Here is a 20410-nt window from a genome sequence, read left to right on the forward strand (position 1 = left end):
CTCCGACGTCTCGTTGGATGAACGGCAATTCACGGCATGATGTGAGCGGCGAAAGCTCCGATCCCTCATGCGAAAGGCAAAGTGAACCATGACAAAACCAACCTCATCGGCACCTTCGCAGCGCATGCTGCGCGTCGGCGAGCAGGTGCGCGCCGCCATCACCCAGGTGCTTCAGCGCGGGGAAGTGAACGACGATGTCATCGAAAAGACCGTGATTTCGGTCTCGGAAGTGCGTATGTCGCCGGACCTGAAGATGGCGACCGCCTATGTGGCGCCGCTTGGCGTTTCCGATCATGACGCTGTCATCGCAGCCCTCAACAAACATGCGAAGTTCATTCGCGGACGGATCGGCGGCCAGCTTCGGCAGATGAAGTACATGCCGGAGGTGCGTTTCCGCGACGACACGAGCTTCGACAACTATCAGAAAATCGATGCGCTCCTGCGCTCGCCGGAGGTCCAGCGCGACCTCGGCTCCGACGAAGACAAAGACTGAGAAAAGACCTAGATGTCCAAACCCAGAAAGCCCAAGGGCCGCCCGATTTCGGGCTGGCTCATCCTCGACAAGCCGGTGGATTTCGGCTCGACCGAGGCCGTCGGCAAGATCAAGTGGCTGTTCAACGCCCAGAAGGCCGGCCATGCCGGTACGCTCGACCCTCTCGCTTCCGGCATGCTGCCGATCGCGCTGGGCGATGCGACGAAGACCGTGCCCTACGTCATGGACGGACGCAAGATCTACGAATTCACGGTGACCTGGGGCGAAGAGCGCTCGACGGATGATCTCGAGGGAGAGGTCACGCAGAGCTCGGACAAACGGCCGACCGAGGAAGACATTCGCGCCCTGCTGCCGAACTACACGGGCACCATCAGCCAGATCCCGCCGCAGTTCTCGGCGATCAAGATCGCCGGCGAACGCGCTTATGATCTGGCGCGCGACGGCGAGACGGTCGAGATCCCCTCGCGCGAGGTGGAGGTCCACCGCCTGACGCTGCTCAACTGCGAAGCCGACAAGGCCCATTTCGAGGTTGAATGTGGCAAGGGCACCTATGTGCGCTCGCTCGCCCGCGATTTCGGTCGCGATCTCGGCTGCTATGGTCACATCTCCTCGCTCCGCCGCACATTCGTGGCCCCGTTTGCCGAGGAGATGATGGTGCCGCTCGCGGAGCTCGTGGCGCTCGAAGCCATCGAGGACCGCGAGGAACGGCTGGCTGCTCTCGATGCATTCCTCGGCGATACGGCAGAAGCGCTGTCCGCCCTGCCGCAGCTCAGGATCACGGATGACCAGGCGCATCGGCTGCGCATGGGCAACCCGATCATCCTGCGCGGGCGCGATGCGCCGGTCGCCGAACCGGAGGCAGTGGCGCTTGCCGGTGGCAAGCTGATTGCGATCGGCGAGATTGCCGGTGGCGAATTCCATCCGCGGCGCGTCTTCGCCTGACCCTTCCTGCCGCCTGCTCTTTCCTTTCATCAGGGAATAGAGTATAGGCGGCGGCAGCTGGCCCTTCGGGTGCCTGCATTCACGGCCAATGCTGGACGACATCCCGGCCTTTGGCGTCTCTTGTTTCCTGTTATCCAGAAAGGATTTCCGATGTCGATCACTGCAGAGCGCAAGGCTGCCCTCATCAAGGAATACGCAACCGTCGAAGGCGACACCGGTTCTCCGGAAGTCCAGGTTGCGATCCTGACCGAGCGGATCAACAACCTGACCGAACACTTCAAGGGTCACAAGAAGGACAACCACTCGCGTCGTGGCCTTCTGACCATGGTATCGAGCCGTCGTTCGCTTCTCGACTATCTGAAGAAGAAGGACGAAGGCCGTTACACGAAGCTGATCACCAGCCTCGGCATCCGCCGCTAACAAGTTCCCGGCGGATCTTCGCAAGCGAAGATCCGCCGGTTGCCTTTCCGGGTCAGGCCAGACGACCCGCGACCGGTTCCGTGCGACGATCGCCCGGAACGAACGACAGGCCGGATGGGCCGGATCTGTCGACCACAACCGATGACCTGTCATGGGGCAGGATTGTTGGACGCTTCCGCATCCCGAAGGATGCATATTCCGGCCGCGGCCGTTTCCGAAGCCTCCCACTGTCTTGCCCGTGATTGCGTCAGCACATTGCAGACCGACCGCCCCTGTCCATTCGGCAGGACGAAGGCCCGCATATGAAGGACAAGATATGTTTGATGTTCACAGCGTTGAGATCGAGTGGGCAGGCCGCCCGCTGAAGCTGGAAACGGGCAAGATCGCCCGCCAGGCCGACGGCGCCGTTCTCGCCACCTATGGCGAAACCGTTGTTCTGGCCACCGTCGTTTCGGCCAAGTCGCCGAAGCCGGGCCAGGACTTCTTCCCGCTCACCGTCAACTACCAGGAAAAGACCTACGCCGCTGGCAAGATCCCGGGTGGCTATTTCAAGCGCGAAGGTCGCCCTTCGGAAAAGGAAACGCTGGTTTCCCGCCTGATCGACCGTCCGATCCGCCCGCTCTTCCCGGAAGGCTACAAGAACGACACCCAGGTCGTCGTCACCGTCATCCAGCATGACCTCGAGAACGATCCGGACGTCCTGTCGATGGTTGCTGCTTCGGCTGCCCTCACCCTCTCCGGCGTACCCTTCATGGGCCCGGTCGGTGGCGCCCGCGTCGGCTACATCAACGGCGAATACGTTCTGAACCCGCATCTCGACGAGATGGACGAGTCGGTTCTGGACCTCGTCGTTGCCGGTACCCAGGACGCCGTCCTGATGGTTGAGTCGGAAGCCAAGGAACTGAACGAAGACGTCATGCTCGGCGCCGTCATGTTCGGCCACAAGGGCTTCCAGCCGGTCATCGATGCGATCATCAAGCTCGCTGAAGTGGCTGCCAAGGAGCCCCGCGAATTCGAGCCGGAAGATCATTCCGCTCTCGAAGCCGAAATGCTCTCGATCGCCGAGACCGAACTGCGCGCTGCCTACAAGATCACCCAGAAGGCTGATCGTTACACCGCCGTCGACGCCGTCAAGGCCAAGGTGAAGGCACACTTCTTCCCGGAAGGCGCAGATCCGAAGTATTCGAACGAAGTCATTGGTGCTGTCTTCAAGCACCTGCAGGCGAAGATCGTTCGCTGGAACATCCTCGACACCAAGAGCCGTATCGACGGTCGTGATCTGTCGACCGTTCGCGCCATCGTGTCGGAAGTCGGCATCCTGCCGCGCACGCACGGTTCGGCTCTCTTCACCCGCGGCGAGACCCAGGCGATCGTTGTCGCCACGCTCGGTACCGGCGAAGACGAACAGTATGTCGACTCGCTGACCGGAATGTACAAGGAACGCTTCCTTCTGCATTACAACTTCCCGCCCTACTCGGTTGGTGAAACCGGTCGCATGGGCTCCCCGGGCCGCCGCGAAATCGGTCACGGCAAGCTCGCATGGCGCGCCATCCGCCCGATGCTGCCGTCTGCGGAGCAGTTCCCCTACACGCTGCGCGTCGTCTCCGAGATCACCGAGTCGAACGGCTCGTCCTCGATGGCAACCGTCTGCGGCACCTCTCTCGCCCTGATGGACGCCGGCGTTCCGCTGGCCAAGCCGGTTGCCGGTATCGCCATGGGTCTGATCCTGGAAGGCGAGCGCTTTGCGGTTCTCTCCGACATCCTGGGTGACGAAGACCACCTCGGCGACATGGACTTCAAGGTTGCGGGCACTGCCGACGGCATCACCTCGCTGCAGATGGACATCAAGATCGCCGGCATCACCGAAGAGATCATGAAGGTCGCACTCGGCCAGGCACAGGGTGGCCGCAAGCACATCCTGAACGAAATGGCGAACGCCCTTTCGGAGAGCCGTGGCCAGCTCGGCGAATTCGCACCGCGCATCGAAGTGATGAACATCCCGGTCGACAAGATCCGTGAAGTCATCGGTTCGGGCGGCAAGGTCATCCGTGAAATCGTCGAAAAGACCGGCGCGAAGATCAACATCGAAGACGACGGCACCGTGAAGATCGCCTCCGCCTCCGGCAAGGAAATCGAAGCGGCCCGCAAGTGGATCCACTCGATCGTGGCCGAGCCGGAAGTCGGCGTGATCTACGAAGGTACCGTTGTGAAGACCGCCGACTTCGGCGCCTTCGTCAACTTCTTCGGTTCGCGTGACGGCCTCGTACACATCTCGCAGCTTGCTTCCGAGCGCGTTGCCAAGACCTCTGACGTCGTCAAGGAAGGCGACAAGGTCTGGGTCAAGCTGATGGGCTTTGATGAGCGCGGCAAGGTCCGCCTGTCCATGAAGGCCGTCGACCAGACGACCGGCAAGGAAGTCGTTGCCGAGAAGAAGGATGGCGAAGCCGCTGAATAAGCGGACGTCGCACCCGATCCGAGGCGCGGGAGAAATTCCGCGCCTTTTTTGTTCGCCGAGAGAGAAGACCGAGCCATGAGCCGCGAGACCCTGAAGACCCTGTTCCATCCCTTCGTCACCGAAGCCGTCGCGCTTCCGGATGCCGGAAGCCGATATCTCTTTCTCGGCGCGGAGGCGGGGTTCGCCAAGCCTGAAGGATTTGGCGCAGAGCTCACCGTCGTGCAGGACTTCCGTCCGGAATTCCGTCGGCTGGAGGCGAGCCATCAGCATCCGGTCCCCACCGTCGGGGGCGAAGGCTATGACGGCGCTCTGATCCTTTGCAGCAAGCACAAGGGCGTCAACGAGGACCGCATCGCAGAGGCCCTGCAGCGGGTGAGAGCGGGCGGTCTCGTTCTGGTCGCCGGCGCCAAGGAAGACGGCATCCTGCCGCTGCGCAAGCAGCTCGACCGCCTGGGCTTTGCGCCCGAATCCATGCCCAAGTATCACGGCGTGGTCGTATGGTTCACCGTTCCCCAGGATATCTCGGTTCAGGCTTCGACACTGGCAGCCAAGCCGGTCACCGTCGACGGTCGCTTCGAGACCCGTTCGGGCCTCTTCTCGCACGCCCATGCCGACGAAGGCTCCGAACTGCTGGCCAGCCGACTGCCGACGAATTTTGACGGCAACGCCGCCGATTTCGGCGCCGGCTGGGGATATCTTTCGGTCATGCTGGCCGAGGCCTCGCCACGCACCAACCGCATCGATCTCTTCGAGGCGAGCCACGAGGCGCTGGAGCATGCCAAGCGCAATCTGGCACGTAACTGCCCCGATCTCACCGCGCGCTTCTTCTGGCAGGATCTCGGCAATGAACCGCCGAAGGAAAAATACGACCTCGTCATCATGAACCCACCCTTCCATGAAGGCCATGCCGCCGAGCCTTCCATCGGTGCTGCGATGATCAAGGTCGCTGCGGATGCGCTTCGGGGCGGTGGCGAACTGCTGATGGTGGCCAATCGTGGCCTGCCATACGAGCCGATTCTGGGGGCGCATTTCAAGCAGCACACTGAGGTCTGCCGGAACGCCCGCTTCAAGGTCTTGTGGGCCAAGCGCTGACATCTTCTCCGGAAGGTCGGCCTGGTGGGGCAGAGTGAGATGCTCTGCGCCCCCCCTCGACTCTCAGGCATGCGTAGCTTAGCATCTGACGCCATCTACTTATCTTCTGGCGCCTGCGGTCCTGATGCCTCCTCGGAATCTCACCGATGAATTGACCACCGTGGCCGGCCTTGCCTCGGCCGTTATCACGCATGCACGTTCCTATGGCATCGACGTGACGCCCGTTTGCAGAGCGCTGGACATCGATCCGGAAATATTTCAGAGCCTGACCGCCCGGATCAGCCTGGATCGCCTCTGCCGCCTCCTGGAGGCCTGTGCGCTGCTTGCCGACGACGAGGCATTCGGCCTGACCAGCGCGCGGAGCTACGAGGCCGGATCGTCCGGACCTTTCGGCTACGGCCTGATGGCTGCTCCGACCGGACTGGACTTCGTCCGCTTCCTCGACGACCACATCCAATATGTCACCCATACCAGCTATTCCCGGCTGTTGATGGACGCACGAGGCGCCCACCTCGCCTGGACGTTTGCGCCTGTCATCGTGAAGCGTGATCAGTATGTCGACATGTCGCTGGCTTTGGTGATGCAGAGAGCGAAGGACCTCGCGCCTACCGGCAGCGACCTGGTCGAGCTCGAACTCGAGCGACCGCCACCGCGCAATCCCCAGCCCTTCCGACAATTCCTGTCGCGCCGCGTCAGCTTCGGTGCAGGGATGAACTGCGTGCATTTCCCGCGCAGTTTTCTCGATACACAAAACCCGACAGGTGATCGCAGACTCTTCGAACTGATGGACCTCCAGTGCCGAAACCTCAGGCCGCCTGTCGCGCAAAGGGGCGCCGATTTCCTGGAGCAAGTCCGCCACTATCTGCTGCTGCATGTTTCGGAGGACGATTATCCGCTGTCGGAGATCGCACCCTATTTCGGCCTGTCGGAACGAACCTTCCAGCGGCGGCTCGCAGCGCATGGCACAAGCCTCAACGAACTGCGCGACGGGATCCGGAAAGAAGTGAGCTTCAGCCTCCTCACCGAAAGCGAGTTGCCGATCTCCGAGATCTGCTATCGGCTGGGCTATTCCGCACCCAGTGCCTTTACCCGATCCGTGACCCGTTGGTTCGGCTCAAGCCCGACCGAAGTCCGCGAGCGAAAGACCGCCTGACCCGCGCCGGAACTTGACAAAATGAGAGCGGTTGCCACTAATGACATGCAGGTTTGCGGACACAAGATTCACATGCGCTTTTTTAGCGCCTGCGGATAAACTTTTGTCGTGCGCGGATAATGACTTCCCAAGATGACAAATGCTAAGAGCGCCGCCTGACGACGTGACGCCGCGAAGGCGCCGCGCATTTCTTCATTGCGGCAAAGATGATCATGAAAACCGATACCAGACGGGCCATCGAGCGCGAGCCAGCCTTTTCGTTCCTCACGGACCGAGAAATCCAGTGTCTTCAGCTCGTTGCCGAAGGCAAGCGCTTGGATGACGCGGCAAACGTCCTGATCATGTCACGGGAAGAGGTCGATATGATGCTGCTGTCAGCCCAGGCCAAGCTGGAGGCGAGCAATCTGATGCATGCGGTGAGCCTGGCCATGCTGATCGGCTTGATCGACCATTCCGATCCTCATCAGCCGAAGTAAGCCGTACTCCCACGGCTGGCGGACCACTTCGGATGAACGCCTGGCGCGGCAACGCGCCAGGCTTTTTTGTCAGATGACGTCTTCCGATCAGCCGTTGTGGCGCTGGAAGACGAGCGTGGCGTTGGTGCCGCCAAAGCCGAAGGAATTGGACAGCACGGTATCGATCTTGGCGTTGTCGATGCGCTTGCGCACGACCGGCACGCCCTCGAACTCGGGATCGAGTTCGGTGATGTGGGCGCTCTCGCCGATGAACTTCTCCTGCATCATCAGCAGGCCGTAGATCGATTCCTGGACGCCGGCAGCACCCAGCGAGTGACCGGTCAGCGACTTGGTCGACTGGACATGCGGGATCTTGGCGCCGAAGACTTCGCGGATTGCGCCGATTTCCTTCGAGTCGCCCACCGGCGTGGAAGTACCGTGGGTGTTGATGTAATCGACATCGCCCTTTACCGTGGCCAGTGCCTGACGCATGCAACGGATGGCGCCTTCGCCCGAGGGAGCGACCATGTCGTAACCGTCGGAGGTTGCGCCATAACCGACGACCTCCGCATAGATCTTGGCGCCGCGTGCCTTGGCGTGCTCGAGTTCCTCGAGAACCAGAACGCCAGCACCACCGGCGATGACGAAGCCGTCACGCGAGACGTCATAGGCGCGCGAGGCGGTCGAGGGCGTGTCGTTGTACTTCGACGACATGGCACCCATGGCATCGAAGAGGCTCGACATGGTCCAGTCGAGATCCTCGTGACCGCCGGCAAAGACCATGTCCTGCTTGCCCCACTGGATCATCTCATAGGCATTGCCGATGCAATGCGCCGAGGTCGAGCAGGCCGACGAGATCGAGTAGTTGACGCCATGGAGCTTGAACCAGGTGGCAAGGGTGGCGGACGCCGTCGATGACATCGCCTTCGGAACGGCGAACGGACCGATACGCTTCGGGCTGTTGTTCTGGCGGACGATATCGGCCGCTTCGACGATCTGCTTGGTGGACGGACCACCCGAACCCATGATGATGCCGACACGCTCGTTCTGCTGGTAGTCGGCCTCTTCGAGCCCGGCATCCGCAATCGCCTGCTTCATCGCCACATGGTTCCAGGCACCGCCCTGCGACAGGAAGCGCATGGCACGACGGTCGACCAGCTCGGTCGGGTCCAGGGTGGGCTTGCCCCAGACCTGGCACTTGAAGCCGTGCTCGGCGAAATCGGGAGAAAAGGTGATGCCCGACTTGGCGTCACGCAGCGATGCCGTGACTTCGGCGGCATCGGCCCCGATGGAGGACACGATGCCAAGACCTGTTACTACAACCCGTCTCATCTCTCAGACCTTCTTTATAAACTCAGGTGCGGACAGGGCCGGTTCAGGCCGTCTTGTCCTTCGACAGACCGACACGCAGATCGGTTGCCTGATAGATAGTTTCGCCATCAGCCTTCAACCAGCCGTCAGCCGTGCCAAGAACCAGGCGACCGCGCATGACGCGCTTGAAGTCGATGCCATATTCGAGAAGCTTGGTCTCGGGTCGCACCATGCCCTTGAACTTGACTTCGCCGGTGGACAGGGCCATCCCGCGGCCGGGCTCGCCCAGCCAGCCAAGGAAGAAGCCGGTCAATTGCCACATGCCGTCAAGGCCGAGGCAACCCGGCATGATGGGGTTGCCCTGGAAGTGGCAGGGGAAATACCAGTCGTCGGGACGAACATCGTATTCGGCGCGGATATAGCCCTTGTCAAAGGCACCGCCGGTCTCGGAGATGTCGGTGATCCGATGCACCATCAGCATCGGCGGCAGGGGGAGCTGCGCATTGCCGGGACCGAAGAGTTCACCACGGCCGCAGGTGAGGATTTCGTCGTAATTGTAGCTGGATTGTCTCGTTACCATCGTTCTTCTTCTTCCCCCCTCTGCTTCACGTGTCCCGACCCAATAGAGCAAGACGGCGGCGAATTGAAGCCCCGGAGCCTATCCGCCGGTTTCCAAGGGCCCAACAAGCAGGTCCTGGCATCATCGTCGCATACAGGAAGGAAAAGGCCATCACCAGACCCGAAGCAGCTAAAAAAGAGCGGGAGGGCCACGCGCGGCGGCTTGTCCCCACCCGAACTATTGAAACACCCTGATTTTGCAGCTATATCGAGATGATGCGGCCGTTGCGGCCCGCAAGAGGACTGGAGCGCGTCTTTGACGATGGCAACCTGCCAAACGGGTATAGAACTGAAACTGCGACGCTCGGGCCTTCGCCCGACGAAGCAGCGGATTGCGCTTGCCAGCCTTCTGTTTGCCAAGGGCGACCGCCACCTGACGGTCGAGGAGCTGCATGAAGAGGCGCTGACAGCCGAGTTCCCGGTGTCGCTGGCGACCGTCTACAACACTCTGCACCAGTTCACCGAGGCGGGCCTTATCCGGGTCCTGGCAGTCGAAAGCTCGAAGACCTATTTCGACACGAATGTGTCGGACCACCACCATTTCTTCGTCGAAGGCGAGAACAAGGTGCTGGATATTCCGGTGAACAACATCACCATCGACAACCTGCCTGCGGCGCCGGAAGGCATGGAAATCGCGCATGTCGATGTCGTGATCCGGCTTCGCCCCAAGCAAGGCTGAGAGCTCCTCACATCACCTCGTCCGGATGCCGGCCAGGCTTGTGCCTGTAGGTGGGAAACGTCCATCCGAAATAAAGCGCTCCGCCCCGGATGGCGAACGCCGCAAGCGCTCCTATGCCAGACGCCAGATAGAGCGGCACCCCGAATTCGTTCGCACCTGTGAAGACTGCAGCGCCGACCAACGCCGCCGTGATGTATATTTCCGGCCGTAACAGGACCGAAGGCTCGTTGGCGAGAAGATCACGCAAGACGCCACCGAGGCTTGCCGTGAGCGTTCCCGTCACAATCGCGATGGTGGGGGAACCGGTCGCCGCCAGTCCCTTGGCTGCGCCCATCACGCAATAGGCAGAAAGCCCGATCGCATCGAGCCAGATCAACAGGCGGTAGCGCGATTCCACGAGATGTGCGGTAAAGAAGACGACAGCTCCGATCGCACAACAGATCAAGATATAGTCGGGATTTAGAACCCAGAAAACAGGAACGCGACCCAAGACGATATCACGCACGGTGCCGCCGCCGAGCCCCGTGACCACGGCGAAGAACAGGAAACCGATCATGTCGAGCTGTTTGCGGGAGGCTGCGAGCGCACCCGTGGCGGCAAACAGGGCGATCCCCGCATAATCGAGATAGGACAGGAGCGACATGCTTGTTTCCCGGTTGGAGGAGGCTTGAGTCTGGGGTCAGATTTGGATCACGCCGTTAAGGGTGAGGCAAGACGCAACCGCTAGACTTCCTCCGTTCAGCACAGATCGCGATCCGGAGTCCAGACAGTGCCCTTGCTCTTCCGCCTCCTTCTCCTTTTCACCGTCGCTCTTTCGGCAATGCCGGTCGCAGCCCAGCAAGAATTGCTGCAAGATCCGGAAATGTATGAAAAGGACCACTACGGCAAGCGTTGCAATGTGGTGCAATATGGTGGCGACTTCATCGACCGTATCGACATCAACAATGACGGCATCACCGATGCCATCACCAACAGCAGCGAGATCGTCTGTGATGGCGTGCGGGGGCCCGACTGCAGCGCCGAAGGTTGCCCCTTCAACTTCTATCTGCAGGTAAAGGAGGGCGGCTATTTCATGATCGCCACCGCGCAGATGTACAGCTACGATTTCGTCAAGCGCTTCGGCAACATGGTGTTCGTGCTCAAGATGCATCCCCGCTATTGCGAACGCGAAGAGGGCCAGGAACCCTGCGCGATGACCGTGCGGGTGCGCGGCACGAAATTTCTAACGATCTCCAAGAAGTAAGATCGCTCACGGCGCCGGAAAGACCTCGTCGATCCGGCCGAGCGCCCGATAGGCGAAGAGCCCCACCCATTCCCGGACAGATGTCGACATCTGCTGTGCATTCAGGCTCGGCTGGGTGAAGTCGAGCCGGAAAGCGACATTGCCGGCGGTGCGATAATCGACCGGCCAGGGCACTACCTCGACGCCTGCCTTTCGAAAAAGGCCAACCGAGCGTGGCATGTGAAAGGCGGAGGTGATCAGCATGCACGGCCCAAGGCCGCTGGAGGCCAGGAGCTCCCGGCTGTTCTGAGCGTTTTCGTCGGTGTTTCTGGATGTGGTCTCGGCTATCAGCCTGTCGCGAGAAATTCCAAACGCCTCGAAAAAGCGGATCGATGCCGCGGCATCCCCTTCATAAGCGCCGCTCAGCGAGCCATCGCCGCCGGACACCAGGATCTTTGCCTCGGGATAGCGGATGGCGAGCCGCAGCGCTTCGACGAAGCGGTCAGCCGCCTGATTGAGATCCATGCCGCCGCGCTCAGTGGTCACCTCCGTTTCGAAGGCACCGCCCAGCACGATCATGCAGGACAACTCAGCCGGATCCGCCGTCTGACGCGGGAAGCGCGCTTCAAGGCTTTGCAGGAGCAGGGAGCCGAGCGACGTGTACAGCGTGAGGAAGAGGACAAGCAGGGAGACAAAAAGGGCGGATGCTGCCAGGCGCAGCCAGCGCATCCAGATTAGCACCAATGCGAGACCGCCGAGCAGGAAAACGAGGGACAGGGGCTGGACCATGTTCCAGAAAATCTTGGAAACGACAAACACTCTGCATTCTCCCAGTCCGAGATCCGGACGCGTCATCCGGGTGGCCGCCGCTTCAGGAGACCAGCTTCGCTCAAGGACGCGTTACTAAACCCTCGGGCCACTGTCATCAGTTCGATTCTGACTTTTCCGGGAGATACCATGCGATTTGCGATCGACACAGTGGACGATTCCGGTAACGACCGCCTCTATATCGGCACGCCGGTACGTGTCAGCGATGACAAGCTGCACCTCAAGTTGCGCGATGGCGAGGTGAATCTCGAGATTCGCAAGATCATCGACTGGTTCCAGATCGATCATTCCGATAGCGGCGAACGGGTGGAACTGTTTCAGCGCTGAATGTTTCGCAGCCGTGTTTCCGGATGAGCCGCAACCCTGCAGTACAGAATTTCTGCCGGGTCATCCTGACGATTTGCATCATTATCAATGGAAGATTTTGGTGGAGCTAAGCGGGATCGAACCGCTGACCTCTTGCATGCCATGCAAGCGCTCTCCCAGCTGAGCTATAGCCCCATCAGGGTACCGGGTAATTTCCGGCTCCGGGAACCCCGTTGAAAGCACCGCTTCCGTCGGGGTGGCGGCTTGATACTTCCGGTAATCGGAGATGGCAAGCCGAAAAATGAAAGCCCGGGCATTTTTTTAAGCCCGGGCTCGAAATCCTTGAAATATCAGACTTCGTCGTCGTCGCCGGTGACGCCGATCAAGCCGGTCATGTCATCGTCGTCATCGTCTTCGTCGGCTTCCAGGAAGGTGTCGTCGTCGTCGCCGTCGATCTCGACGTCATCGTCGCCCATGTCAGGGATGTCGTCGCCGCCAGCCGCGTCATCGGCGTCTTCAAGCGAGACGAGTTCGACGTCAGTGTTTTCGGTATCGACTTCCGCGACTTCCTCTTCCTCAGCCTTCTCCATGATGGCTGCGACCGAGGTTTCCTCGAAATAGGAAAGCGGCCAGGACTTGTTCGTGTACGGCGACACGATCGGGTCCTTGTTCAAGTCGTAGAATTTCTTGCCGGTGTCGGGGCAAGTCCGTTTCGTTCCAAGTTCTGCCTTCGCCACTGTCAAAGCCTCATGAAGTCGTGAAGAATAGGGGCATGCGCCTAGCGCCCGGCGCGAGGCCGGCCAAACTGTAGTCGGTCCCCTTAATCGCTGGCGCCCGTCCTGTCAAAGGCAATCTGCTCACGTGTTTTCGCAACCGCCGGATCGCATGCTTCGCTTGGCAAGGGCATCCAAGATTTGTATCAGCGATGGCATGACAGATAGATATGAAGAGGCCCGGATGATCATCGCCATCGACGGACCGGCCGCGGCCGGCAAGGGGACCCTTTCGCGCCGGATCGCGGAGGCTTACGGCTTCCACCATCTCGATACCGGCCTCACCTATCGGGCAACCGCAAAGGCATTGCTTGATGCCGGCCTGCCACTCGACGACGAGGCAATCGCAGAAGGCGTGGCCCTCAATCTCGATCTCGGCGGACTGGATCGGGACGTTCTGTCAGCCCATCATATCGGCGAGGCGGCTTCCAAGATCGCTGTCATGCCGGCAGTTCGCCGCGCTTTGGTCGAAGCGCAGCGCTCCTTTTCCACCCGCCTGCCCGGCACCGTGCTCGACGGGCGCGACATCGGCACCGTGGTGTGCCCGCAGGCCGCGGTGAAGCTCTATGTGACAGCCTCTCCGGAAGTGCGCGCGCGCCGTCGCCATGACGAGATCATCGCCAAGGGGCTCGATGCCGATTTCGATGCGATTTTCGCCGATGTGAAGATACGGGACGAGCGCGACATGGGCCGGGCCGACAGCCCTTTGAAACCAGCCGAAGACGCGCACTTGCTAGATACTTCCGAAATGAGTATAGAGGCCGCATTCTTGGCGGCGAAGACACTCATCGACGCTGCCCTGACGAAATGAAGTGACCAGGATCCGGCCAAGCCGGAGCCTTGAGGCCGACACCCAGTCCCCGCGCCGGATTGCTCTTCAAATGAGAGCGGATCGGATGCCGGCCAAGATCAACACCAACCCCCGGCGCTCACGCATCCAGTGGGATGCGACTAGGAGATTTCATGTCTGTTTCTACCCCGTCGCGCGAGGACTTTGCTGCCCTCCTCGAGGAATCCTTTGCCAAGACCGATCTGGCCGAAGGCTATGTTGCCAAGGGCATCATCACGGCCATCGAAAAGGACGTCGCTATCGTTGACGTCGGCCTCAAGGTCGAAGGCCGCATCGCGCTGAAGGAATTCGGTGCACGCGCCAAGGACGGCACGCTCAAGGTCGGCGACGAAGTTGAAGTTTACGTCGAGCGCATCGAAAACGCTCTCGGCGAAGCTGTTCTGTCGCGCGAGAAGGCTCGTCGCGAAGAAAGCTGGATCAAGCTCGAAGCCAAGTTCGAAGCTGGCGAGCGCGTTGAAGGCGTCATCTTCAACCAGGTCAAGGGCGGCTTCACGGTTGACCTCGACGGCGCCGTTGCCTTCCTGCCGCGTAGCCAGGTCGACATCCGTCCGATCCGCGACGTCACCCCGCTGATGCACAACCCGCAGCCCTTCGAAATCCTCAAGATGGACAAGCGTCGCGGCAACATCGTTGTATCGCGTCGTACGGTTCTCGAAGAAAGCCGCGCCGAGCAGCGTTCTGAAATCGTTCAGAACCTCGAAGAAGGCCAGGTTGTTGACGGCGTCGTCAAGAACATCACCGATTACGGTGCGTTCGTTGACCTCGGCGGCATCGACGGCCTGCTGCACGTCACCGACATGGCATGGCGCCGCGTCAACCATCCTTCGGAAATCCTGTCCATCGGCCAGTCGGTCAAGGTTCAGATCATCCGTATCAACCAGGAAACCCACCGCATCTCGCTCGGCATGAAGCAGCTCGAGTCGGATCCGTGGGATGGCATCGCTGCCAAGTACCCGGTTGGCAAGAAGATCTCGGGTACCGTCACTAATATCACCGACTACGGTGCATTCGTCGAGCTGGAGCCGGGCATCGAAGGCCTGATCCACATCTCGGAAATGTCCTGGACGAAGAAGAACGTTCATCCCGGCAAGATCCTTTCGACCACGCAGGACGTCGATGTCGTCGTTCTCGAAGTCGATCCGTCCAAGCGCCGTATCTCGCTCGGTCTCAAGCAGACCCTCGAGAACCCGTGGCAGGCATTTGCCTACAGCCATCCGGCAGGCACTGAAGTCGAAGGCGAAGTCAAGAACAAGACCGAATTCGGCCTGTTCATCGGCCTCGAAGGCGACGTTGACGGCATGGTTCACCTCTCGGATCTCGACTGGAACCGTCCGGGCGAACAGGTCATCGAAGAGTTCAACAAGGGTGACGTGGTCAAGGCCGTCGTTCTCGATGTTGACGTCGAGAAGGAGCGCATCTCGCTCGGCATCAAGCAGCTCGGCAAGGATGCTGTCGGCGACGCCGCCGCTTCCGGCGACCTGCGCAAGAACGCTGTCGTTTCGTGCGAAGTCATCGGCATCAACGATGGCGGCATCGAAGTGAAGCTGGTCAACCACGAGGACATCACGTCCTTCATCCGCCGCAACGACCTGGCCCGCGATCGTGACGATCAGCGTCCGGAGCGTTTCTCGGTCGGTCAGGTTGTCGACGCTCGCGTCACCAACTTCTCCAAGAAGGACCGCAAGGTCATGCTGTCGATCAAGGCTCTCGAGATCGCAGAAGAGAAGGAAGCCGTCGCTCAGTTCGGTTCGTCCGACTCTGGCGCTTCGCTCGGCGACATCCTGGGTGCAGCCCTGAAGAACCGCAGCAACGACTAATCGTCGCTGTTGGCAGAATTGAAGAACCCGCCGGGAGCGATCCCGGCGGGTTTTTCTTTGGCTTTGGGATACCTCAGACGAGGCCCGCCATACGAAGATAGAGTTCGTGCGCAGGCTCATTCGGTCGTGGCAGGGGCTCGGGCGAAGACAATGGCAGGGCCAGAAGCCCCGGCGCCCCGTCGGCGAGAAGACGGTCTATCGTCGAATCGCTGCCGGTGGTGGTGGCACCAGGCTCAGCCTCGTTCTCCTTGGCGCCCTGGCCTTCGTCACCGGCAGGGTCGTTCGCCTCATCCCGATCCTCACCTTGCAGGTTACGCCTGCCGTCTTCATCCTCGTCGTCTTTCTCCTCGACACGATCCGCCGTGACATCGTCGTCAATAAGGTAGGAGACGAAAGGCACAGGCATGCCTTCCCTCGGGACCAGGGGTCGAATCAACGTCTGCTCAACCAGCACCGTGCCTATAGGCGACGTGCGTTCTTCTGCGGCATTGCGGATCACTGCCGCGTCGAGTGCAGGCGCGGCGTCCTCGCTCTGCTCGGGAGGTGCGTTCGCCCCGGGCGTCTCCGGCTGGTCCGATGAGACCGGATCCGGACCAAACCTTGCAACTGTATCATCCGGCGTGAGGGAGGGCTTAGGATCCACCGCAATCGTCTTCCATTGCAGCAGAGTCTTCACGAGTGCCGTTTCGAGCAGTTCGGCCAACCAGGTTGCCGGCAAGGCTTGCGGAGACTTGTTACCGGGCAGCAGCGGCGGCCCGACAAGCGCCGGGGCCAAAGGGCCACGCTCCTCGATGCCGCTGGACGGTCGATCGCTGCGGTTTGCCATGGGAAGGTCCCGGCCAATGGCCAGAGGATCGGTGGCGGAAAGCCTGTCGGAGACGGCGCCCCGAACGGCGGAAGGCGCAGCAGCGGCGCGCAGATCGTCCGTGACGGATCCCAGGTCGGATGTCGTCGGACGCTGAAGGTTGTCTGCGGATCTCGCCCGACTGACGAGGCTTGCCAGTGGCATCTCCCCGCCCGGTCTCTGGCCCTCGGCGACCGATGCAGCCGGTGAGTTGGGTCGTATCGTGTCGGAAACCGCGCGCTTGGCTGTAGCAGGACCGGTGGACGAAAGCTCTGCGTCTCCTGCTCCTTCCGTTGGGGACATGCGGGAGGGCGGAGCAAGAGGTTGCGCTGGTTCCTGTCGCGTCATAACCGAAGCCGGTCGCGCGCCATCATTGGCTGCTGCGCGAACCAGAGGAGCTGCGGCGTTTGCGCGTGTCTCCTCCCCAAGCTCGCGGTAGGAGGAGATCACTGCACGCGTGACACCGTCGCTGTCCTTCTGGCGGTAGAGTTCGAGGTAGAGTGCAAGCGTCGCGCGTTCCGGCCCCGCCGGATTGGCCATGGCTTCCAGCAGCGTTCGCAGTTGCAAGCCAGCGAAGGACTGCATCAGCAGTTTCTGAAGCTTGAGCCGATCGACTGCCGGCAGGGTCGCGATGCCCTCAATCAACCTGGCCATATAATCACCAGGGGTTTCGTTGAGCCGCGGCTCGATCCTGAGTGCCGTACCCAGAACCTCCGCCAGGGCGCCGAGATTCTGCGACATGCGTTCCGGTCCGGAGAGCAACATCATGTTCAGTTGGCCGGCAATCGCGGCGTTCTGTCCCGTGGTGGCCGACGCAGCGGGCATCGGGGACGCCGGCAGCTGGGGGGCGCCAGCGTCATCCGGGCGCATCCTGACGTCCACCGCCGTGGCATATTGACTTGCAGACGCACGGACTGGAGGAAGCATGGACAACCTATCCGGTTCTGATGCCTTAAGGATTTCGTTTCGATCAGATAGCAGGGCGGTCATCGATAAGTTTACGGACGCCCCCTGCCGCGCCTGCCGATCCGTGATCGTCGCGCAACTTGGTTAACGAAACGCTAATCTGCCAGCGCACCGTGAAGACACCAGCCTCGCACATACATCGGCGCGCATCATGGTCACGGCGGTATGCTATCGCCGAATGGACCAATGACGGGCGCAGGCATGACACGCAACATTCTTCTGAACACGGACAGCTACAAGCTCGGCGTCTTTTTGCAGTATCCGAAGGACACACGTGCCGTCAGCGCCTTCGTGACCACGCGCGGCCATTCTTTCCGTCCAGAAGTCATGTTCTTTGGGCTGCAGATGTTCCTGAAGGACCACCTGTCCGCTCCGATCAGCCGTGAGGACATCGATGAGGCGCAGGACATTGCGATGGCGCATGGCCAGCCTTTCGACCGCGAGGGCTGGAACCATATCCTGAATCGCCATGGCGGCCTGCTTCCGCTCAGGATCGAGGCCCTGCCGGAGGGCGCTGCCATCCGGAGGGGCGTGCCGGTCATGCAGGTGGTAAACACGGATCCGCAGGTTCCATGGCTGACGTCTTACATGGAAACCTCCCTGCTTCGCGCAACCTGGTATCCATCGACGGTCGCTACGACCGCGTGGCGGCTTCGCATGGCCATCCAACCCTTCCTGGACCGCACGACCGACGATCCGATGGGGCTTCAGCCGAGCCGAATCAGCGACTATGGCTGCCGCAGCACCTCAAGCGTCGAACAGGCAGCGATCGGGGGTGCCGCGCATCTGGTCCACTTCAACAGTTCGGACTCGCTGCCGGCGATCCTTCAAGCGCGCCGATTCTACAAGACCTCCATGCCCGCCCGTTCCATTCCGGCGGCAGAGCACGGAACCATCATTGCCTGGGGCCAGCAGCACGAGGCGGAGGCCTATGCCAACATGATCGACAATTTTGCGAGTTTCGGCGCCTATTCGGTCGTCTCCGACAGTTTCGACCTGCACAACGCCGTCTCGGAAATCTGGGGCAAGAAGCTGCAGACCAAGGTGCGGGCCGCCGGCGGGATACTGGTCGTGAGGCCCGACAGCGGCGATCCGATCGACACGCCGGTCCAGGTCGTTGCGCAACTCGCCTATGCCTATGGTACGCGCCTCAACGGCAAGGGCTTCAAGGTGCTGGATGCCAATGTGCGGGTGCTGCAGGCCGACGGCGTCTCGATACAGGACATACAGATGATCCTTGGGCGCCTGGAAGGCATGGGCTTCTCGGCCGAGAACATCTCTTTCGGCATGGGCTCGGGACTGCTGCACAAGATCAACCGCGACACGATGTCGTTCACCATGCGGACGAGTGCCGTACAGGACGCCGACGGGCAGTGGCGCGCCGTTGTCCGACGCCCCGCCAATCCCCAGGAAAAAATACCAATGGCTGGGCGGATGGCCGCAATCGCAGATGGATACGACATCGCGACTGTCCCGCTCGACGACCTGGGTCCGCGGCAGAACCTGCTGCAGCCGGTTTGGCAGGATGGTCAATTGCTGGTGGATTGGAGCCTGGACGAGATCCGCGCAAGGGCGACCGCCGCGAGCCTGCCGCGCTGATCAGTCGACGAGCCGCATGAAGCGTGGGTAGAGCCCCGCCTCATCCGATGGCACAGGCACACGCTCGCCAAAGGCCTCGTCGGATCGACTGCGCTCATCCACGATGAATGCGTCCAACCAATTGGCCGGAGCATAGCGGGGGCCCTGGTCGTCGCCATCGGCGACATCGACAGGCGATTCGATCAGGTCGAGGTCGTAATTTGATGAACTACGCGATACAGAGTCGAGGAGGATACTGGATGCTTCCGTCATGGTCGCCTGATCAACGCCTTCATGTGGACGGGCGACTATAAAGGCCCGTTCCGTTACCGATTTGTATGCGAGGATCATGCGAATTGCCGGTTAACGAAACCTTGGTGGAAATCACCCGACCGTCCTGAATTATCACCTGTAAGAAGACGTAGGACGGTCTCTAGGCAGCCACTTCGCTGTGGCCCTCCTCCCCCTGCCAGGCCATCACCGTGATCACCCCGGGGCTTGGATGGCACGGGATTGAAGAGCTCGCCCGAGCCTGAGGCGAAGGCCGGAAATCGGCCAAGAGGTTTGCGCACCATGCGGTCGCGGCCGCAACGATTGCGCGGATGGGGATCAGCTGGATGGGCTCACGGAAGAGCAAGTAGATAACACGTGGCGCCGGAAGAAGCCGGTGGCTCAGCTATGTGCGAAGATGTCCGTCTCTTCCCAACCGAGCAGATCCAGCTTGGCGCGCGTTGGAAGGAACTGAAAGCAGGCCTTTGCGTGTTCGATACGCCCGTCGCGCACGAGGCGATGCATCAGGCGATCGCGAAGGGCATGCAAATGCAGCACGTCCGAGGCTGCATATTCGAGTTGGGCCTGGCTCAGGGTCTCGGCTCCCCAATCGGAGGATTGTTGAGCCTTCGAGATATCGACCTCCAGCAACTCCTTGAGATTGTCCTTCAGCCCGTGGCGGTCGGTATAGGTCCGCGTCAGACGCGAAGCGATCTTCGTGCAAAAGACAGTGGTGGTGGTCACGCCAAAGGTGTGGAACAGGACGGCGATGTCAAAACGACCATAGTGGAAAATCTTCTCGCGCTCAGGATCGGCGAGCATGGCCACCAGATTGGGCGCCTCGGTCTGACCTGCCGCAATCCGGATGACATCCGCAGTGCCGTCGCCGGAAGACAGTTGCACCACACACAGGCGATCACGACGCGGGACAAGACCGAGCGTCTCCGTATCGATTGCAATCGCGCCCACGTAGCGCTCGGCGCATTCTGCCGAGATATCCCCCTGATGGTAGCGAATCGTCGTCATCTCATGCCTCTCGAAACCTCTTGCCGCTCACCGCTCGCTATAGCGGAAACCTCGCAAGGGCACCATCCTGCAATAGCCGTGAGGGAGATCAGGCAAGAAGAGGATGATCTGCAATCGGGAGAATATCGTCACAGCCTTGTGATTCGCGCATGCGAGTCCGTTATGCAGGTCGAAAAACTGAACATTTCCTACGCAAACGCAGGTTCGTTTTCGAAAGCAGCGCAGGAATCGAAAGAGACGAAAGCAGTTTTCGGCGAAAATCGCCGGTTCGCGGTTCGGGGTACTTGAGTAGCTATGCGCTCTGCGCACTGC

21 protein-coding genes and 1 tRNA gene are annotated in these 20410 nt (G+C 60.9%); 13 read left to right on the plus strand and 9 right to left on the minus strand.

Annotation, left to right across the window (positions count from 1 at the left end; genetic code table 11):
* Window positions 1–88 precede the first annotated feature (88 nt).
* From rbfA to J2045_RS06980, 7 genes are all read left to right on the plus strand, one after another.
* On the plus strand, window positions 89–493 hold the full coding sequence (gene rbfA, locus J2045_RS06950; protein WP_102020550.1) for a 30S ribosome-binding factor RbfA: 405 nt from the start codon (window positions 89–91) through the stop codon (window positions 491–493).
* A 12-nt stretch (window positions 494–505) separates the two neighbouring features.
* Window positions 506–1435: a tRNA pseudouridine(55) synthase TruB gene (gene truB / locus J2045_RS06955; protein ID WP_307370902.1), complete on the plus strand. Its 930-nt coding sequence runs from the start codon at window positions 506–508 to the stop codon at window positions 1433–1435.
* 150 nt (window positions 1436–1585) lie between these two features.
* Window positions 1586–1855: a 30S ribosomal protein S15 gene (rpsO, locus tag J2045_RS06960; protein ID WP_112795577.1), complete on the plus strand. Its 270-nt coding sequence runs from the start codon at window positions 1586–1588 to the stop codon at window positions 1853–1855.
* Between the two features lie 316 nt (window positions 1856–2171).
* Window positions 2172–4310, plus strand: a complete 2139-nt coding sequence (gene pnp / locus J2045_RS06965) for a polyribonucleotide nucleotidyltransferase (protein ID WP_307370907.1) — start codon at window positions 2172–2174, stop codon at window positions 4308–4310.
* 75 nt (window positions 4311–4385) lie between these two features.
* Window positions 4386–5402 carry a class I SAM-dependent methyltransferase gene (locus J2045_RS06970; protein WP_307370909.1) on the plus strand — a complete coding sequence of 339 codons (1017 nt, stop codon included), beginning with the start codon at window positions 4386–4388 and terminating at the stop codon, window positions 5400–5402.
* A 124-nt stretch (window positions 5403–5526) separates the two neighbouring features.
* Entirely contained in the window at window positions 5527–6555 is a 1029-nt protein-coding gene (locus J2045_RS06975) for an AraC family transcriptional regulator (protein ID WP_307370911.1), read from the plus strand.
* Between the two features lie 212 nt (window positions 6556–6767).
* A complete protein-coding gene (locus J2045_RS06980) occupies window positions 6768–7031 on the plus strand; it encodes a helix-turn-helix transcriptional regulator (RefSeq protein WP_307370914.1) in 264 nt (87 codons plus the stop codon).
* 87 nt (window positions 7032–7118) lie between these two features.
* On the opposite strand, the gene fabB is transcribed toward J2045_RS06980, so the two are convergent.
* Together fabB and fabA are read right to left on the minus strand one after the other, a co-directional pair.
* Window positions 7119–8342: a beta-ketoacyl-ACP synthase I gene (gene fabB / locus J2045_RS06985; RefSeq protein ID WP_307370916.1), complete on the minus strand. Its 1224-nt coding sequence runs from the start codon at window positions 8340–8342 to the stop codon at window positions 7119–7121.
* Window positions 8343–8385: 43 nt separating this feature from the next.
* On the minus strand, window positions 8386–8901 hold the full coding sequence (gene fabA, locus J2045_RS06990) for a 3-hydroxyacyl-[acyl-carrier-protein] dehydratase FabA (RefSeq protein WP_307370919.1): 516 nt from the start codon (window positions 8899–8901) through the stop codon (window positions 8386–8388).
* Between the two features lie 300 nt (window positions 8902–9201).
* Between fabA and irrA the strand changes: the two genes are divergently transcribed.
* The gene (irrA, locus tag J2045_RS06995) at window positions 9202–9618 is read left to right on the plus strand and encodes an iron response transcriptional regulator IrrA (protein WP_166600165.1); all 417 of its coding nucleotides are present in this window, start codon (window positions 9202–9204) and stop codon (window positions 9616–9618) included.
* 7 nt (window positions 9619–9625) lie between these two features.
* Here the strand turns inward: irrA and J2045_RS07000 are convergent, their stop codons facing one another.
* A complete protein-coding gene (locus J2045_RS07000; protein WP_307370922.1) occupies window positions 9626–10261 on the minus strand; it encodes a trimeric intracellular cation channel family protein in 636 nt (211 codons plus the stop codon).
* Window positions 10262–10438: 177 nt separating this feature from the next.
* Between J2045_RS07000 and J2045_RS07005 the strand changes: the two genes are divergently transcribed.
* Window positions 10439–10861, plus strand: a complete 423-nt coding sequence (locus J2045_RS07005; protein ID WP_307371172.1) for a hypothetical protein — start codon at window positions 10439–10441, stop codon at window positions 10859–10861.
* 6 nt (window positions 10862–10867) lie between these two features.
* On the opposite strand, the gene J2045_RS07010 is transcribed toward J2045_RS07005, so the two are convergent.
* Complete coding sequence (locus J2045_RS07010) at window positions 10868–11659, minus strand: YdcF family protein (RefSeq protein WP_307370924.1); 792 nt, start codon at window positions 11657–11659, stop codon at window positions 10868–10870.
* Between the two features lie 138 nt (window positions 11660–11797).
* On the opposite strand from J2045_RS07010, the gene J2045_RS07015 reads away from it, so the two are divergent.
* Entirely contained in the window at window positions 11798–11995 is a 198-nt protein-coding gene (locus J2045_RS07015; protein WP_307370926.1) for a hypothetical protein, read from the plus strand.
* Between the two features lie 98 nt (window positions 11996–12093).
* Here J2045_RS07015 and J2045_RS07020 read toward each other — a convergent pair.
* Both J2045_RS07020 and J2045_RS07025 read right to left on the minus strand, forming a co-directional pair.
* A tRNA-Ala gene (locus J2045_RS07020) sits at window positions 12094–12169 on the minus strand.
* Between the two features lie 155 nt (window positions 12170–12324).
* Window positions 12325–12711 carry a TIGR02300 family protein gene (locus tag J2045_RS07025; protein ID WP_307370929.1) on the minus strand — a complete coding sequence of 129 codons (387 nt, stop codon included), beginning with the start codon at window positions 12709–12711 and terminating at the stop codon, window positions 12325–12327.
* 193 nt (window positions 12712–12904) lie between these two features.
* Between J2045_RS07025 and cmk the strand changes: the two genes are divergently transcribed.
* Together cmk and rpsA are read left to right on the plus strand one after the other, a co-directional pair.
* On the plus strand, window positions 12905–13558 hold the full coding sequence (cmk, locus tag J2045_RS07030; protein WP_307370931.1) for a (d)CMP kinase: 654 nt from the start codon (window positions 12905–12907) through the stop codon (window positions 13556–13558).
* Between the two features lie 152 nt (window positions 13559–13710).
* Entirely contained in the window at window positions 13711–15414 is a 1704-nt protein-coding gene (gene rpsA, locus J2045_RS07035; RefSeq protein WP_102020538.1) for a 30S ribosomal protein S1, read from the plus strand.
* A 73-nt stretch (window positions 15415–15487) separates the two neighbouring features.
* Here rpsA and J2045_RS07040 read toward each other — a convergent pair whose 3' ends face one another.
* Window positions 15488–17185 carry a hypothetical protein gene (locus J2045_RS07040; protein WP_307370934.1) on the minus strand — a complete coding sequence of 566 codons (1698 nt, stop codon included), beginning with the start codon at window positions 17183–17185 and terminating at the stop codon, window positions 15488–15490.
* Window positions 17186–17425: 240 nt separating this feature from the next.
* On the opposite strand from J2045_RS07040, the gene J2045_RS07045 reads away from it, so the two are divergent.
* Window positions 17426–18823, plus strand: coding sequence for a nicotinate phosphoribosyltransferase (locus tag J2045_RS07045; protein WP_307370937.1), 1398 nt, complete (start codon window positions 17426–17428; stop codon window positions 18821–18823).
* Here J2045_RS07045 and J2045_RS07050 read toward each other — a convergent pair whose 3' ends face one another.
* Both J2045_RS07050 and J2045_RS07055 read right to left on the minus strand, forming a co-directional pair.
* Window positions 18824–19153, minus strand: a complete 330-nt coding sequence (locus J2045_RS07050) for a hypothetical protein (protein ID WP_307370942.1) — start codon at window positions 19151–19153, stop codon at window positions 18824–18826. It abuts the gene before it with no gap.
* Window positions 19154–19474: 321 nt separating this feature from the next.
* Entirely contained in the window at window positions 19475–20098 is a 624-nt protein-coding gene (locus J2045_RS07055; RefSeq protein ID WP_307370945.1) for a ribonuclease D, read from the minus strand.
* Window positions 20099–20410 lie beyond the last annotated feature (312 nt).

The sequence above is a fragment of the Peteryoungia aggregata LMG 23059 genome, assembly GCF_030814435.1.
Classification (GTDB): Bacteria; Pseudomonadota; Alphaproteobacteria; order Rhizobiales; family Rhizobiaceae; genus Allorhizobium; species Allorhizobium aggregatum.

What these genes read in the sequence shown, in the direction of transcription:
- J2045_RS07015 (WP_307370926.1), top strand. Translation starts at nt 11,798, where the DNA reads ATGCGATTTGCGATCGACACAGTGGACGATTCCGGTAACGACCGCCTC.
- irrA (WP_166600165.1), top strand. Translation starts at nt 9,202, where the DNA reads ATGGCAACCTGCCAAACGGGTATAGAACTGAAACTGCGACGCTCGGGC.
- pnp (WP_307370907.1), top strand. Translation starts at nt 2,172, where the DNA reads ATGTTTGATGTTCACAGCGTTGAGATCGAGTGGGCAGGCCGCCCGCTG.
- rpsO (WP_112795577.1), top strand. Translation starts at nt 1,586, where the DNA reads ATGTCGATCACTGCAGAGCGCAAGGCTGCCCTCATCAAGGAATACGCA.
- J2045_RS07045 (WP_307370937.1), top strand. Translation starts at nt 17,426, where the DNA reads ATGACACGCAACATTCTTCTGAACACGGACAGCTACAAGCTCGGCGTC.
- cmk (WP_307370931.1), top strand. Translation starts at nt 12,905, where the DNA reads ATGACAGATAGATATGAAGAGGCCCGGATGATCATCGCCATCGACGGA.
- J2045_RS07000 (WP_307370922.1), bottom strand. Translation starts at nt 10,261, where the DNA reads ATGTCGCTCCTGTCCTATCTCGATTATGCGGGGATCGCCCTGTTTGCC.
- J2045_RS06975 (WP_307370911.1), top strand. Translation starts at nt 5,527, where the DNA reads ATGCCTCCTCGGAATCTCACCGATGAATTGACCACCGTGGCCGGCCTT.
- fabA (WP_307370919.1), bottom strand. Translation starts at nt 8,901, where the DNA reads ATGGTAACGAGACAATCCAGCTACAATTACGACGAAATCCTCACCTGC.
- J2045_RS07055 (WP_307370945.1), bottom strand. Translation starts at nt 20,098, where the DNA reads ATGACGACGATTCGCTACCATCAGGGGGATATCTCGGCAGAATGCGCC.
- J2045_RS06970 (WP_307370909.1), top strand. Translation starts at nt 4,386, where the DNA reads ATGAGCCGCGAGACCCTGAAGACCCTGTTCCATCCCTTCGTCACCGAA.
- J2045_RS07005 (WP_307371172.1), top strand. Translation starts at nt 10,439, where the DNA reads ATGCCGGTCGCAGCCCAGCAAGAATTGCTGCAAGATCCGGAAATGTAT.
- J2045_RS06980 (WP_307370914.1), top strand. Translation starts at nt 6,768, where the DNA reads ATGAAAACCGATACCAGACGGGCCATCGAGCGCGAGCCAGCCTTTTCG.
- J2045_RS07040 (WP_307370934.1), bottom strand. Translation starts at nt 17,185, where the DNA reads ATGCTTCCTCCAGTCCGTGCGTCTGCAAGTCAATATGCCACGGCGGTG.
- rbfA (WP_102020550.1), top strand. Translation starts at nt 89, where the DNA reads ATGACAAAACCAACCTCATCGGCACCTTCGCAGCGCATGCTGCGCGTC.
- J2045_RS07050 (WP_307370942.1), bottom strand. Translation starts at nt 19,153, where the DNA reads ATGATCCTCGCATACAAATCGGTAACGGAACGGGCCTTTATAGTCGCC.
- rpsA (WP_102020538.1), top strand. Translation starts at nt 13,711, where the DNA reads ATGTCTGTTTCTACCCCGTCGCGCGAGGACTTTGCTGCCCTCCTCGAG.
- truB (WP_307370902.1), top strand. Translation starts at nt 506, where the DNA reads ATGTCCAAACCCAGAAAGCCCAAGGGCCGCCCGATTTCGGGCTGGCTC.
- fabB (WP_307370916.1), bottom strand. Translation starts at nt 8,342, where the DNA reads ATGAGACGGGTTGTAGTAACAGGTCTTGGCATCGTGTCCTCCATCGGG.